Origin of the sequence: Streptomyces nanhaiensis (assembly GCF_046614825.1) — a bacterium.
Taxonomy (GTDB): domain Bacteria; phylum Actinomycetota; class Actinomycetes; order Streptomycetales; family Streptomycetaceae; genus Streptomyces; species Streptomyces radiopugnans.
This window is the reverse complement of record NZ_JBKJFM010000156.1, coordinates 1-13555: the sequence shown is the minus strand read 5'-3', so window position 1 is coordinate 13555 and position 13555 is coordinate 1. Positions and strand designations below refer to the sequence as shown.

The following is a 13555-nucleotide window of genomic DNA, read 5'->3' as shown; positions in this document are numbered from 1 at the left end:
GCCCTCCACCCGGGTCTCGTAGGCGGCATCCACGCCCTGGGCGATGTCGGGGGACTGCGCCCCGATGGAGACCGACACCCCGCACGAGGCGCCGTCGAAGCCCTTCTTGGAGGAGTCGTAGCCGATGTCCAGTACGGCGTTGCGCACCAGGGTGGGGATGTCGGCGTAGGCGGTGGTGGTGACCTCGCCGGCCACGTGCACCTGGCCGGTGGTGATCAGCGTCTCCACCGCCACCCTCGCCCCGGGGTCCTGGGCGAGGATGGCGTCGAGGACGGTGTCGCTGATCCGGTCGGCGATCTTGTCGGGGTGGCCCTCGGTCACGGACTCCGAGGTGAACAGTCGAGAGGCCATCTCAGCTCACCCGCGCCTTGAAGAAGGTCCGGTCGATGGCCTCGAGGGTGCGGATCGAGTCGACCTCCAGGGTGTCCATGTCGATGGACCGCCCGCTCACCTGCTCCAGCAGGAAGACGAACTCGACGAAGGACAGGGAGTCGATGAGCCGGTTCTCGATGAGGTCCAGGTCGGGGGCGATGTCGTCACGGTCCGGGTGGCGCTTGACGATCCACGCCTTCACCTGGTCGAGTCCGTCGGTCATGGGGTCTCTCCTTTGGGTTCTGTGATGATGGGCGCGGCCACAGCGACCGCGTAGTCGACGTCGTGGCTGATGCTCACCGTGATCTCCGTGATCCCGGAGGCGGCGGCCATGTGGCGGGCTCCGCCGCACAGGTGCACCAGGGGCCAGCCGCCGTCGGAGCGCCGCACCACGATGTCCAGCCAGGGCAGGAAGCGGTCGCGCACCCGCAGGGTCTTGAAGGCCGCTTCCTTGGCCGCGATGCGTCCGCAGAGGCTGAGCACGTCCAGCCCGGTGGAGGTGCGGCAGTCCGCTATTTCGCCGGGGGTGAGCATTCGCTCGAAGAACCCCTCGCCGTAGTCGTCGAGGAGGCGTCGGACACGCTTGACGGACACGATGTCCATGCCGAGGTTCGCCCAGCCCGGGCCACTGGGGGCGGGGTGGGCCGGCACGTCAGAGCACCGACCTGGCCCGCGCGACCGCTTCGGTGGCGGCCTCCCAGCCGCCGTGGCGCTGGGTGAGGGCCGACAGCCACCGCTCCAGGCCGAAGGCCACACAACTGGTGAAGACGGGCCCGCCGGTGTCGGCGAGCGTGATGGAACAGCGGTCCCCGAAGAAGTTGCGATGGGTGTTGACCGAGGAGATGGCGAGGTCCCCGAAGAGGAACTCGTGCTTGACGGGCGCCAGGCGCTGCATGAGTGCCTTGGAGCCGCCCTTGTCGTAGAAGGGGTCGCAGGCCGCTTCCTTGCGCAGGGGAAGGTCGAGTGCCTCGGCGAACGCGGTGATCCTCTCGCCGAAGGTCTCCAGATGGCGCTGGGCGTGCTCCTTGCTGCCCAGGGCCACGATCTCCCGCATCCGGAAGCCGAGTTGGCGGCGCAGGTGCTCGTACCGGTCCTCCTTGCGGAAGCACCAGCCGACCACCGTCACCAGGGTGTCGGAGGGCACCGCCTGCCCCTGGTGGTGGAGGTAGACGCCGTAGCAGGAGGCCGAGGGCAGTCCCAGCGCGGCCGGCTGGAGGGCGTCGCAGGGAAAGCAGCCGGTCTCGCAGCAGAAGGGGGCGGACTCCCTGCGCTCCAGGTCCAGCGGGGCGACGACGACCGCCTGGTGGGGGAAGTTGTCGTAGTAGTCCAGCCGGGCCAGGTCCGCGGTGGGCAGCAGGGGCGGCAGGGTCATCACACGTGCTCCGGCACTGACGCCCCAGCTCTCGAAGGTCTCGTCGAGCAGCCGCAGCAGGGCGGTGCCTTGTGGACCGAGGGCCGGAAGGCCGGCACGGTCGTCGATCGGACCCGGTGGTGTCCGGGTCTCTGCGGGGATGGACATGCGGGCCTCTCAGAGAGGTCGGAACGCGAACGGACTCGGAAGGGGCCGGGGCTCAGACGGCCGGGAGGACGTCGTCGCTGAAGATCCCGGTCTTGAGGAAGAAGGCGAGCGGCTTGCGGATCGACCTGCGCTCGATCTCGCGCCGCCGGTCGTCCTCGAGGAGCGCGTTGCGCAGGGCCAGCGGGTCGGGGATGCCCGCGTCGCGGTAGACGTGCGGGTTGTAGAGGGAGTTGAGACTGAACACGACGTAGCGCTTGAGGTAGGCCTCGACCTCGGCGAGCCGCTCCGGGCCGACGGTCTCGCGCATCCGGGTGTGCAGCAGGGAGACGAGCTCGCGGCCGAAGGCGATGTGCCGCGACTCGTCCTGGTGGTGGATGCGGTTGACCTGCCGGATCGTGTCGCAGAGCGTCTCGTCCTGCGCCATGCGGGTGTTGTAGTGGTCGACGAGCTCCTCGAAGAACAGGATCCGCGCGAAGACCAGGAAGTTCTCCACCTCCGGCTCCCAGTCGGAGTCGGCGCGCATCGCGGTGGAGGGGTAGATCTTGTTCCCGTAGCGGCGGCAGAACTCGGCGAAGAACCACATGTGCTCGTTCTCCTCGCCGATGAAGTGGTGGAAGAAGTCCGAGGGGACCTCGAAGCCGGGCATGTGGATGCGGCGCACGACCTCGATCAGCAGCTCGCGGATGCCGTGCACGTTGAGGCTGTAGAAGTTGACGCTCTCCCACTTCGAGAGCCGGCGCAGGGTCTCCTCGCCGAGTTCGTCGAACAGCGGGGTGCCGTACGGGGTGAGCAGTTCGGGGCTCATCCACATCCGGTCCTCGTCCAGCCGGTCGGGCCAGGTGAACTCCTGATAGGGGTTGTAGTAGTCCTCGATGGACTTCGTGCTCAGTCTGTCCAGGACTTCCTGGAAGCGGTCGGTGATCGGCAGGGCCGCGGTGGGCATGGTCCCTCCAGTGGTCTTCCGGTGGGTCGTCGGTCACAGGCGAGGGCGGGCCCGGCGCCTCAGGGCCTGGCCTCGTAGACGGCGTTGACCGGGGTCTCGGTGGCGCGGCGCCACCGGGTGAACCCGCCGGCCTCCGCGATCCTGCGGAACGCCTTCTCCCCGGCGTGGTTGCCCAGGGCGTACGGACCGCGCTGGGCGACGGCGACCGGCAGGCACATCACGGCGGACAGGCTCATGAACATGCGGGCGGCCGGGGTGTCGCCGGTGACGTCGTCGGCGGAGGCGTTGGTCTCCACGAGCATCCAGGTGCCGTCCGCGGCGAGGGTGCTGCGCACATGGGCGGCGGCCGCCTCGGGGTCGCCCATGTCGTGCAGGCAGTTGAAGAACGTCACCAGGTCGTAGTCGCGGCCGGGGTAGTCGTCGGCGGAGGCCGTCTCGAAGACCACCCGGTCGCCCAGTCCGGCGTCGTCGGCGAGCTGGCGGGCGATGGAGATCGCCTCTTCGGAGTAGTCGAATCCGTACACGGTGGCGTTGGGGAAGGCCTCGGCGATCAGTCGCGTCGTGTGGCCGATGCCGCAGCCCACGTCCGCGACGCGGCCGCCGTTCGCCAGCTTCTCCGTCACCCCGTCCAGGGCCGGCAGCCACTCGGGGACGAGGCGGTGCTGGTAGGAGGGCTGGAAGAGGCTGCCCATGCCGGTGTCCAGGGCGGGGTCGTGCTCGGCCCAGCCCACGCCCTCGCCGGTGCGGTAGGCGTCGACGAGCTGGTCCTCGGTGGCGTACAGGGCCTTGAGGGCGGTGAAGAAGCCGGCCGTGAAGGTGACCGCGGAGCCGTCGGCGAGGACGGGGGCGTGCGCCGCGGGCAGGGTGTACTGGTTGGAGCTCGGGTGCCTCTCGACGTAGTCGGCGCTGAGCTGCGCGTGGAGCCACTCCTCCGCGTAGCGGGGGGTGATGCCGGTGTGCTTGGCGAGCTCCTCGGGGGTGAGCGGGCCGTGTTCGGCGAGCGCCCGGTACAGGCCCAGGCGTTCGCCCAGGGACACGGTCAGTCCGCGGACGGCGGCGGCCGCGTCCACGATCACCCTGCGGTGGAACTCGTCGGTCGCGGCGCCGGCGGTCGTGGCGTTCATGAGGTGGCCTCCTCGGTGGTTCGCAGGTCGCAGGTGAACAGGAAGGAGCGGGGGACGCCGGGGACCTGGCGCGGCGGCACGGAGTAGGGCCAGCGCCCGAAGTCGGCGCCCTCCTCGCCCGGCTGCTTGACCTCGCGGGGCGACCATCCGCTGTCCTCCAGCAGCCGCTCGGGCTCGTCGGTGCCGAACAGCCAGGGGTTGCCGTCCTCGTCGAGGGCGGACAGGAAGGGGCGGGACAGGGGGTTGTCCAGCGCGGCCCGGCTGATCAGGTCGCCGACCAGGACGGAGCCGGCGGCGCTGGAGTCGGACAGGGTGGCCAGCAGGGTCCTCACGGACTCCTCGGTGAGGAAGAACAGCAGGCCCTCGACGACCCACAGGACCGGTTCCTCCGAGCGCCATCCGGCCTCCTTCAGCGCCCCGGTCCACTGGGCGGTGAGGTCGACCGCGACGGCGCGGCGGGTGCGGCCGGCGGGAGCCGGTTCGCCGGCGAGCATCCGCGCCTTGGCCTCCAGCAGTGCGGGGCGGTCGAGTTCGTAGACGGTGACGCCGTCCGGCCAGGGCAGGCGGTAGAAGCGGGTGTCCATGCCGGCGGCGAGGAACACCACCTGGCGTATGCCGCGTTCGGCGACGGTGCGCACGATCGCCTGGTCCATGTACGCGGTGCGGATGGCCAGGAAAGGCACGGTGCCGGCGCCCGCGTACCGCTCGAGCAGGTCGAATCCGGTGTCCGCGGCCACGGTGCGGGCGTAGGGGTCTTCGAACAGCCGGTCCTCGCGTTCGGACTCCAGGGCCCGGGCTGCGGCGGTCCACTGGGCTGTGCGGGATACGGCCTCCACGGGAGGTCTCCCTTCGTCTGGTGGTGTGGACGGTCGTGTCCGGCTTCAGCCGTGCAGGCAGGCCGCCGGGTCCATCGCCTCGGGCATCGACACGGGGTGGGCGGCGGAGCGGCGCTTGAAGATGCTGTGCAGGATCATGCTGAACACGACCGTCCCGTCTTCGGCCACCAGCCGGCACCTGGGCTGGACGATGCCGGTGGCGGGGTTGCCCAGTGAGGGGCGGGAGCCGAGGATCTCGACCTGTGCGGTGAGCCGGTCGCCGGGCCGCACGGGCCGGTGGAAGCGCATCTCGTCGATACCCGGCGATCCCACGCACTCGCTGTAGGCCAGCAGCCCGTCCACGTAGCGCCTCATGAACAGCGCCGCGGTGTGGAAGCCGCTGGCGACCAGCCCTCCGAACGGCGACTGCGCGGCACGCTGCGGGTCGGTGTGGAACGGCTGCGGATCGAAGCGGGCGCCGAACTCCATCACCTCCTTCTCGGTCACGGTGACCTGGCCCAACTCGTGCACGTCGCCGGCACGGAAGTCCTCGAAGTAGCGCATGCCGTCCCCTCGTCCTCGGTCCATCACTCCTTGGGCTGAACCAAAATACGAACGGGTCTTTTATTTTGTCAACCCAAAAGAACGGGCGTCAGGAGACCTTCAGCGCCTGCTCGATGTCGTCCCAGAGGTCGTCCGCGTCCTCGATGCCCACGGACATCCGCACCGCGCCCGGCGCGATTCCCGCCTCCCGCAGCGCCCGGTCGTCCAGCTCCCGGTGCGAGGTGCCGGCCGGATGGGTCACCAGCGTCTCCACGCCCCCCAGCGACAGGGCCAGCCGCGCGATCCGCAGCCCCTCGACGAAGCGGCGGCCCGCCTCCCGCCCTCCCCGCAACTCGAAGGAGAGCATCCCCCCGAAACCGGACAGCAGCGCGCGGGCCCGCTCGTGGGACGGATGCCCGGGCAGACCGGGCCACTGGACCCGCGCCACGGCAGGATGCGCCTCCAGCCGCTCCGCCAGCACCGAGGCGTTGGCGCAGTGCCGGCTCATCCGCAGCGGCAGGGTCTGTATGCCCCTCAGCGTCAGCCAGGCCGCGAACGGGTCGGCGGTGGAGCCCAGTTCGACCGCCCTGGTCCACACGGCCTCGTGGAGCGCGGGGTCGGCGAAGACGGCCGCGCCGCCGACCACGTCGGAATGACCGCCGAGGTACTTGGTGGTGGAGTGGACCACGATGTCCGCGCCGTGCTCGATGGGCCGGCACAGCACGGGGGAGGCGAGGGAGTTGTCGACCACCGTGACGACCCCGCGGTTCCCGGCCGCGGCCAGCAGACCGGGCAGGTCGGGGATCTGGCCGGTCGGATTGGCGATGGTCTCCAGGAACAGGAGCCTGGTGGCGGGACGGACGCGCGCCTCGAAGTCCGCCGCGTCCTCGGTCCGGATCCGCTCCACGACGACGCCGAACCTCCGGGCGAGGTCGGAGAGCACCGCGTGCGTGCCCCCGTACAGGCAGCTCTGCGCCAGCACATGGTCCCCGGGGCGCAGCAGCGCGAGCAGCGTGCCGCTGATCGCGCCCATCCCGGAAGCGGTGGCGATCGCGGCCGCGCCGCCCTCGAGGTCGGTGAGCACGTGCTCCAGCACCTGGACGGTGGGGTTGCCGCGCCTGCTGTAGACGAAGTCGCCGCCCGGTTCCGCCATGGCGGCTGCGAGTTCGTCCACGGAGTCGAACGCGAACGCCGAGGAGCGGACGATCGGCGCGCTCAGCGGCCTTCCGCCCCCCTGCGCCGCGGCGGTCGCGGCGGCCGCGGCGTGCACCGCCCGCGTCCGCAGACGCGGCCCGCCGCTCCGCAGTTCCCTCTGTTCCCGCTGCTCTTTCATGTCACTCGTTCCTTCCGTCACAGAAATGGGAGAGCCGTGGTGGACGCGCGGGGACGGGCCGCCGGAATCCGGTCCGGCCGGAGGCGGTTCGGGGAGGGGTTGACGCGTGACGCGCTTTCCGGCGCGGCGGCGGACCGCGTCCCGCGACGCCTGCGGGGCGGGACACCCAACCGGTTCGCCCTCCGCGGCACGGCCGGCGCCGCGCGTCCGGGCATCCCGCGCAGCCGCCCCGGATTCCGGCGGAACACACCCGTGCCCACATACCCCCAAGGGGTATGTGGGCACGCTAGCTCACCCCAGGGGGGTGTGTGAAGAACCGCTTACTCCCGCACCGCGGGCAAGTGACGGACGAGGGCGGGGGGCGCTCACGCCGCCGTCGGCCGCGGCGCGCGGGCACGGCAGGACGCGAGAGCCGGGGCGCGGCGGTCTCGCCGGAAGGCGCGGCCGTTCAGGAGGAGGCGGGCTCGGCCACCTCGACCCGGGCGTCGGCCAGCCCCAGGCGCAGATGCTCGACGTGGTAGAGGGCCTGGTCGAGGAGTTCGGCGACATGGTCGTCGTGCAGGGCGTAGACCACGCTGCGCCCCCGGCGGGTGCCGGTGACCAGGCCGAGGGTGCGCAGGACGCGCAACTGGTGGGAGCAGGCGGACTGCTCCATGCCGACGGCGGCGGCCAGTTCGGTGGCCGCGCAGGGGCCTTCGCGCAGCCGGGCCAGGATCAGCAGCCGGGAGGGGGTGGCCAGGGCCTGGAGGGTCTCGGCGACCTTGGGCGCGTTCTGCGCGGTCAGCCGGGTGCGCGGAACCGCGCTGCCGCTCTCGGGGGGTTTCGCTCCGTGACCCATGCCCTCATCCTACGGAAGCCAATACATGAAAAGCTGTTCAACCATTCCTGTATGGTGTGGGGCCCGGACTCCACGTCTCCCGAAGGCCGCTGCCCATGACCTCCACACTGACCACCCCGGCCCCGCCGGGGGAACGCACCACCTCCGCCGCACCGCGCGGGCGCACCCGGCTCCTGTCCCTGCCCGAGGCCCGCTGGGCGCTCGCCGCCCTGGTGCTCTTCCTGGCCGCACTCCCCCCGTACCTGCTGGGAGCCCCCGCCTGGCTGTGGGGCCCGCTGTTCGCCGCCGTCTACGTCACCGGCGGCTGGGAACCGGGCTGGGAGGGGTGCAAAGCACTCGGGGACAGGACCCTGGACGTGGATCTGCTGATGGTGGTCGCCGCGCTCGGCGCCGCCGCCGTCGGGCAGGTCCTCGACGGGGCGCTGCTGATCGTCATCTTCGCCACCTCCGGCGCCCTGGAGGCGGTCGCGACCGCCCGCACCGCGGACTCGGTGCGGGGCCTGCTCGACCTAGCCCCGGCCACCGCGACCAGGCTGCTGCCCGGCGGGGGCGAGGAGGACGTCCCGGCCGCGGAACTGGCGGTCGGGGACACCGTCCTGGTCCGCCCCGGCGAGCGGGTCGGCGCCGACGGCACGGTCGTCACCGGCGAGAGCGAGGTGGACCAGGCCACCATCACCGGCGAACCGCTGCCGGCCGCCAAGCAGCCCGGGGACGAGGTGTTCGCCGGCACGGTGAACGGCACGGGCGCCCTCACGGTGCGGGTGGCGCGGGACCCGTCGGAGACGGTGATCGCCCGGATCGTGCGGATGGTCGAGGAGGCCTCCGAGACCAAGGCCCCCACCCAGTTGTTCATCGAGAAGGTCGAGCAGCGGTACTCCGTCGGCATGGTGATCGCGACCCTGGCGGTCTTCGCCGTTCCGCTGGCCTTCGGCGACGATCTGCGGTCCGCGCTGCTGCGTGCGATGACGTTCATGATCGTGGCCTCGCCGTGCGCGGTGGTGCTCTCCACGATGCCGCCGCTGCTGTCGGCCATCGCCAACGCCGGCCGCCACGGCGTGCTCGCGAAGTCCGCCGTGGTCATGGAGCGCCTCGGACAGATCGACACGGTCGCCCTCGACAAGACCGGCACCCTCACCGAGGGCACCCCGCACCTCACCGACCTGCGCCCGCTGCCCGGCAGCGGGTTGACCGGCGACGGGCTGCTGGCCCTGGCGGCCGCGGCCGAGCACCCCAGCGAGCACCCGCTGGCCCGCGCCGTCGTCGGCGCCGCCCGTGAGCGCGGCCTCACCCCGGCCGCCGCGTCCGGATTCGCCTCCGCCCCCGGCCGGGGTGTGAGCGCCACCGTCGGCGGCCGTACCGTCCAGGTCGGCTCCCCCGGCCGGCTCCTGCCCGACGGCGCCGAGCAGGCCCGTGCCGTGGCGGGGGAGTTGGAGGAAGCCGGGCACACCGCCGTCGTCGTGCTCCGCGACGAGGTCCCGGTCGGCGTACTGGGCGTCACCGACCGGCTGCGGCCGGACGCGGCCTCCGCCGTCGCCGCCCTGACCGAGCTGACCGGGCGGCCACCGGTGCTGCTGACCGGCGACAACGAGCGCGCCGCCAGGCGTCTGGCCGCCGAGGTCGGCATCACCGACGTCCGCGCCGGGCTCCTGCCCCAGGACAAGGCCGCGGCAGTCCGGGCGTGGGAGCGGCAGGGCCGGAGGGTGCTGGTCGTCGGCGACGGCGTCAACGACGCCCCCGCACTGGCGGCCGCGCACTGCGGCGTCGCGATGGGCGAGGCCGGCTCCGACCTCGCGCTGGAGACCGCCGACGCCGTCGTGGTCCGCGACGAACTCGCCACCGTCCCCGCCGTCATGGGGCTGTCGCGGACAGCCCGCCGGCTGGTGGTCCAGAACCTCGCCATCGCCGGCGTGTTCATCGCCGTCCTCGTGGCCTGGGACCTGATCGGGACCCTGCCGCTGCCCCTCGGGGTCGCCGGGCACGAGGGCTCCACCGTCATCGTCGCCCTCAACGGCCTGCGCCTGCTGCGCGAGACCGCGTGGCGGAGCACCTCCGCGGGAGGTGCCGAGTGAGCAGGCGCTCCCGGTCCACCGGCTCCACCCCGCCGGGTGCGGCACGGTGCACGGTCACCGTCTGCCGCGGCTGCTGCTGCGGCAGCGCCAAGATCCCCGGCCTCGACCACGCCGCCCAACTGCGCGGTCTGCGCCGGGCCCTGGACGGTGTCGCGGCCGTCCGCGCCACCGACTGCCTGGACGCCTGCGAGCACGCGAACGTCATCGTCGTCCAGCCCTCCCCCGCCGGACGCGCGGCGGGCGGCCGGCCGGTCTGGCTCGGCCTGGTCAACGACCTCGACGCCACCGCCGACATCACCGCATGGGTCGAGCGCGGCGGTCCCGGCCTCGCGGATCCGCCCGGCATCCTCGACCTCTACGCCTTCACGCCCTCCCGCCGGATACGCGGCCGGATGGAGGAGTGAGACCCTCCCCCGCGGTCTCTCACCGCCGGCGCGGGTCTCCCCGCGCACCGGCCTCTTCGGGGCGGAAGCGGCAGGCCGTTTCCGCCCCGAAGAGGTTTCTCACCACGACGACTTGGTGACCCCGGGCAGGAATCCGGCGTGGGCCTGCTGCCGCATCCGCACCCGGGACAGTCCGAACTTCCGCAGATGACCGCGCGGACGGCCGTCCACGGCATCGCGGTTGCGCACCCGGGTGGCGCTGGCGTCACGCGGCTGGCGCCGCAACTCCGCCAGCGCGGCGGCGCGTTCGTCCTCGGTGGAGGAGGGACGGCGGATGATCTCCTTCAGCTCCGCGCGCCGGGCCGCGTACCGCTCGGCGATCTCCCTCCGCCTGTCGTTCTTGGCGATCTTGCTCTTCTTCGCCATCAGACCTTTCCTCCCCGCGCCCGGATGCGCGCCACGGCCGCCTCGATCCCGATGGCGTCGACGGTCTTGATCCCCTTCGTGCTGAGGGTGAGGCGGACGTGGCGCCCCTCGCTGGGCAGCCAGTAGCGCTTGCGCTGGATGTTGGGGTCGAAGCGGCGGGAGGTGCGCCGGTGGGAGTGCGAGATGTTCTTGCCGAAGCCCGGCTTGGCACCGGTCAGCTGGCAGTGGGCGGACAAGGGGGTTCCTTCCTGTCGGTGCGGACGGCTCCCTTTTCGATAATGGAAACCATTGTCATATACTAGCGCCATGGCACGCAGTGAACTCCGCCTGGTCATCAAGCTCCGCTCCACCGCGGGGACCGGCTACACCTACGTCACCCGCAAGAACCGCCGCAACGACCCCGACCGCATGGTCCTGCGCAAGTACGACCCCCTGGCCCGCCGCCACGTCGACTTCCGCGAGGAACGCTGACCCCGCTCCCCACCCCCGCCCCGGCCCCGATCCAGACCGCACGACTTGAGGACACCACCGTGAAACCCGGAATCCACCCCCCGTACCGCCCCGTCGTCTTCCGCGACAAGAGCGCCGGCTTCGCCTTCCTCACCCGCTCCACCATGACCGGCGACAAGACGATCGAGTGGGAGGACGGCAACACCTACCCGGTGGTCGACGTCGAGATCTCCTCGGCGAGCCACCCCTTCTACACCGGCACCCAGCGGGTCCTGGACACCGCCGGGCGCGTGGAGCGCTTCGAGCGCCGCTACGGCTCGCGCGGGGCCCGCTGATGGCCCGGGAGCCCCGGCTGCCCGTCGTGATCGTCGCCGGGCTGCACGCCGACGCCCGCCGCGAGGTGGTGGAGCGGCTGCTGCGCGCCGTACCGGGCGGCGTGGCCCTCCACCACGACCTGTCCGGCGCCGCGGACGGCACGGTGGTGCGCACCGTGCGGGACGCCTCGGGCGAGCTGTCCCGCGGCGAGGCGCCCCTGGTCAACGACTGCGCCTGCTGCGCGCTGCGCGAGGACCTGATCCCGGAGCTGGAGCGGCTGGCCGCCGCCGGCCGGGCCAGGACGGCGGTCGTCGAACTGTGGGACTCCGTCGAGCCGAAGGGCATGGCCGAGGTCATCGACGCCCACGGGGCCGACGTCCTGGAACTGGTCGGCGTCGTCACCGCCGTCGATCCCGCCCTCGTCCTGCCCTGCCTGGCCAACGGCGACGACCTGGCCGAGGCCGGCCTCGCCGCGGCCGCCACCGACCAGCGCACGGTCGCCGACACCTGGGCGCGGCAGCTGGAGTACGCCCCCGTGCTCGCCCTCGTCGACAGCCCCGAGGCCGACGAGGGCGACCACGCGCTCCTGGCCCAGCTCCACCCGGCCGCACGCCGGGTGCGAGCCGCCTCCGGGGAACTGGCCGAGGCCGCGCTCGCCGGCTTCGACACGGCGATGGCCGCCACCGCCCAGCACCCGGCCTGCTCCCGGCTGCCGCAGGAGGCGGACGAGGCCGGGGTGGCCACCCTGGTCTGGCGCCGCCACCGCCCCTTCCACCCCGGACGGCTCTACGAGGCCCTGGAGGACCTCGCCTGCGCCGCCGCCCGCAGCCGCGGCCGCTTCTGGCTGGCCGACCGGCCCGACACCCTGCTGGCCTGGGACTGCGCCGGCGGCGCGCTCTGCGTCGAGAGCGCCGGGCCCTGGCTGGCCTCGCTGCCCGACGCCGCCTGGGAGATGGTGGACCCCGTCCGGCGGACGGCCGCCGCGCTGGACTGGCATCCCGAGCACGGCGACCGCTGCCAGCACCTGGTCTTCACCTCCCCCGACCTGGACCGCGAGGGCCTGGTGAGCCTGCTCGACTCCTGCCTGCTCACCGACGCCGAGTACGCCGCGGGCCGGGAGGCGTGGAGGCGCCTCCCGGCCGCCTTCGCCCCCCTGCTGGACGCCGCCTGAGCCGGTCCGGCACCCCCGACCCGCGAGAACCGAGGAGCATCCGCCCATGCCACGCCGCCCCGACCCCCGCAAGAACACCAAGCCCCGCCCCAACCCCCTGGACGCCGCCGGGATCACCTACATCGACTACAAGGACACCGATCTGCTGCGGAAGTTCATCTCGGACCGGGGCAAGATCCGCAGCCGCCGCGTCACCCGCGTCACCTCCCAGCAGCAGCGGCAGCTCGCCCGCGCGATCAAGAACGCCCGGGAGATGGCCCTGCTGCCCTACAGCAGCCGCTGACCGGCCCCTCCCGCACGGAGGGCGCCGCCCTGCGCCGGCGACGGGCCGGCACCCGCTCCCCCGGGTGCCGGCCCGTCGCCGTACCGGTACCACCCGTACCGGTGCCGGGGCCCGGGGGACGGCGCGCCGCCCCCGCCGTGTCACGGCGGGGGCGGCGCGGCGCGGAGAACCGCGGAACTCCCGGAGCCCTCAGGGCTCGATGGCGGCGAGACTGCGGTTGAGGGCGCTGCCGGGGCGGGCGGTGAGCTCCTCCCAGGTGCCCTCCTCGGCGATGCGCCCGGCTTCGAGGACGGCGATGCGGTCGGCCCGGCGGATGGTGGCGCGGCGGTGCGCGATGACGATCGTGGTGCGGCCCTCCTCCTCCAGCGCGGCGGCGAGCTGGGCGTCGCCGGCGTTGTCCAGGTGGGCGGTGGACTCGTCGAGCACCAGGACCCTGGGCCGGACCAGGAGCGCGCGGGCCAGGGCGATGCGGGCACGCTGGCCGCCCGACAGGGTGGAGCCCCGTTCGCCGACCGGTGTGTCCATCGGGGCGATCCGGTCCACGCCGCACAGCCGGGCCGTCTCGGCGAGGAGGCAGTCGTCCGCCTCGGGGGCGGCCAGCCGCAGGTTCTCGGCGAGGGTGCCGTGGAAGAGGGGCGTCTCCTGGCCCACCAGCGCGACGGCGCGGCGGAGTTCGGCGTCGTCCACCTCGCGTATGTCGACGGGGTCGCCGTCGGCGGGTATCAGCTGGACCTCTCCCTCGGACGGGTCCCAGAACCGGGCCAGCAGATGGGCGCAGGTCGACTTGCCGGCCCCCGATGCGCCGACCAGCGCGAGGGTCTGCCCGGGACGGACGGTCAGTTCGACACCGTCCAGCACCGGTCCGCCCCCGTAGTCGAACCTCACCCGGTGCAGCCGGACGCCCAGCGGGCCGGGGGGCAGCGGGCGGGGCGCGGCGGGCGGCGGGGCGAGGGCGGGGGCCCCCACCGCCG

Annotated in this window: 19 protein-coding genes; 6 read left to right on the top strand and 13 right to left on the bottom strand. The window is 72.9% G+C overall.

Annotation, left to right across the window (positions count from 1 at the left end):
- From ACLIYP_RS25300 to ACLIYP_RS25255, 10 genes are all read right to left on the bottom strand, one after another.
- A partial coding sequence (locus tag ACLIYP_RS25300) for an S-adenosylmethionine synthetase N-terminal domain-containing protein (protein ID WP_412715425.1) occupies window positions 1-351 on the bottom strand: 351 nt, incomplete at its 3' end.
- A 1-nt stretch (window position 352) separates the two neighbouring features.
- Window positions 353-595, bottom strand: coding sequence for an acyl carrier protein (locus tag ACLIYP_RS25295; protein ID WP_093655866.1), 243 nt, complete (start codon window positions 593-595; stop codon window positions 353-355).
- A complete protein-coding gene (locus tag ACLIYP_RS25290; RefSeq protein ID WP_412715424.1) occupies window positions 592-975 on the bottom strand; it encodes a holo-ACP synthase in 384 nt (127 codons plus the stop codon). Before ACLIYP_RS25290 ends, ACLIYP_RS25295 begins: the two co-directional genes overlap by 4 nt.
- A 49-nt stretch (window positions 976-1024) precedes the next feature.
- Window positions 1025-1891, bottom strand: coding sequence for a class-II aminoacyl-tRNA synthetase family protein (locus ACLIYP_RS25285; protein WP_412715423.1), 867 nt, complete (start codon window positions 1889-1891; stop codon window positions 1025-1027).
- Window positions 1892-1943: 52 nt separating this feature from the next.
- Window positions 1944-2834 (bottom strand): diiron oxygenase, encoded by an 891-nt coding sequence (locus tag ACLIYP_RS25280; RefSeq protein WP_412715422.1) that lies wholly within the window; start codon window positions 2832-2834, stop codon window positions 1944-1946.
- A gap of 59 nt (window positions 2835-2893) precedes the next feature.
- Window positions 2894-3958: a class I SAM-dependent methyltransferase gene (locus ACLIYP_RS25275; RefSeq protein WP_412715421.1), complete on the bottom strand. Its 1065-nt coding sequence runs from the start codon at window positions 3956-3958 to the stop codon at window positions 2894-2896.
- The gene (locus ACLIYP_RS25270; protein WP_412715420.1) at window positions 3955-4794 is read right to left on the bottom strand and encodes a class I SAM-dependent methyltransferase; all 840 of its coding nucleotides are present in this window, start codon (window positions 4792-4794) and stop codon (window positions 3955-3957) included. Before ACLIYP_RS25270 ends, ACLIYP_RS25275 begins: the two co-directional genes overlap by 4 nt.
- Window positions 4795-4839: 45 nt before the next feature.
- Window positions 4840-5361 (bottom strand): MaoC family dehydratase, encoded by a 522-nt coding sequence (locus ACLIYP_RS25265; protein ID WP_412715419.1) that lies wholly within the window; start codon window positions 5359-5361, stop codon window positions 4840-4842.
- 64 nt (window positions 5362-5425) lie between these two features.
- Complete coding sequence (locus ACLIYP_RS25260) at window positions 5426-6649, bottom strand: trans-sulfuration enzyme family protein (RefSeq protein ID WP_412715418.1); 1224 nt, start codon at window positions 6647-6649, stop codon at window positions 5426-5428.
- A 448-nt stretch (window positions 6650-7097) separates the two neighbouring features.
- Entirely contained in the window at window positions 7098-7487 is a 390-nt protein-coding gene (locus tag ACLIYP_RS25255) for an ArsR/SmtB family transcription factor (RefSeq protein ID WP_412715417.1), read from the bottom strand.
- Window positions 7488-7582: 95 nt separating this feature from the next.
- Here ACLIYP_RS25255 and ACLIYP_RS25250 point away from each other — a divergent pair, with 95 nt between their 5' ends.
- Together ACLIYP_RS25250 and ACLIYP_RS25245 are read left to right on the top strand one after the other, a co-directional pair.
- Window positions 7583-9556, top strand: a complete 1974-nt coding sequence (locus tag ACLIYP_RS25250) for a heavy metal translocating P-type ATPase (protein ID WP_412715416.1) — start codon at window positions 7583-7585, stop codon at window positions 9554-9556.
- The gene (locus tag ACLIYP_RS25245; protein ID WP_412715415.1) at window positions 9553-9960 is read left to right on the top strand and encodes a (2Fe-2S) ferredoxin domain-containing protein; all 408 of its coding nucleotides are present in this window, start codon (window positions 9553-9555) and stop codon (window positions 9958-9960) included. The genes ACLIYP_RS25250 and ACLIYP_RS25245 overlap by 4 nt, the downstream gene beginning before the upstream one ends.
- A gap of 99 nt (window positions 9961-10059) precedes the next feature.
- On the opposite strand, the gene rpsN is transcribed toward ACLIYP_RS25245, so the two are convergent.
- Both rpsN and rpmB read right to left on the bottom strand, forming a co-directional pair.
- Window positions 10060-10365: a 30S ribosomal protein S14 gene (gene rpsN, locus ACLIYP_RS25240; RefSeq protein WP_412715414.1), complete on the bottom strand. Its 306-nt coding sequence runs from the start codon at window positions 10363-10365 to the stop codon at window positions 10060-10062.
- Entirely contained in the window at window positions 10365-10601 is a 237-nt protein-coding gene (rpmB, locus tag ACLIYP_RS25235; protein WP_093655886.1) for a 50S ribosomal protein L28, read from the bottom strand. Before rpmB ends, rpsN begins: the two co-directional genes overlap by 1 nt.
- Before the next feature lie 70 nt (window positions 10602-10671).
- Between rpmB and rpmG the strand changes: the two genes are divergently transcribed.
- From rpmG to rpsR, 4 genes are read left to right on the top strand one after another with little or no spacing between them, the layout of a single operon-like run.
- Window positions 10672-10836, top strand: coding sequence for a 50S ribosomal protein L33 (gene rpmG, locus ACLIYP_RS25230; protein ID WP_412715413.1), 165 nt, complete (start codon window positions 10672-10674; stop codon window positions 10834-10836).
- 59 nt (window positions 10837-10895) lie between these two features.
- Complete coding sequence (locus ACLIYP_RS25225) at window positions 10896-11150, top strand: type B 50S ribosomal protein L31 (protein ID WP_412715412.1); 255 nt, start codon at window positions 10896-10898, stop codon at window positions 11148-11150.
- Complete coding sequence (locus tag ACLIYP_RS25220) at window positions 11150-12301, top strand: CobW family GTP-binding protein (RefSeq protein WP_412715411.1); 1152 nt, start codon at window positions 11150-11152, stop codon at window positions 12299-12301. Before ACLIYP_RS25225 ends, ACLIYP_RS25220 begins: the two co-directional genes overlap by 1 nt.
- A 46-nt stretch (window positions 12302-12347) precedes the next feature.
- Window positions 12348-12584 (top strand): 30S ribosomal protein S18, encoded by a 237-nt coding sequence (rpsR, locus tag ACLIYP_RS25215; RefSeq protein ID WP_412715410.1) that lies wholly within the window; start codon window positions 12348-12350, stop codon window positions 12582-12584.
- 189 nt (window positions 12585-12773) lie between these two features.
- On the opposite strand, the gene ACLIYP_RS25210 is transcribed toward rpsR, so the two are convergent.
- The coding region (locus tag ACLIYP_RS25210; protein ID WP_412715409.1) for an ABC transporter ATP-binding protein at window positions 12774-13555 on the bottom strand (782 nt) is incomplete at its 5' end.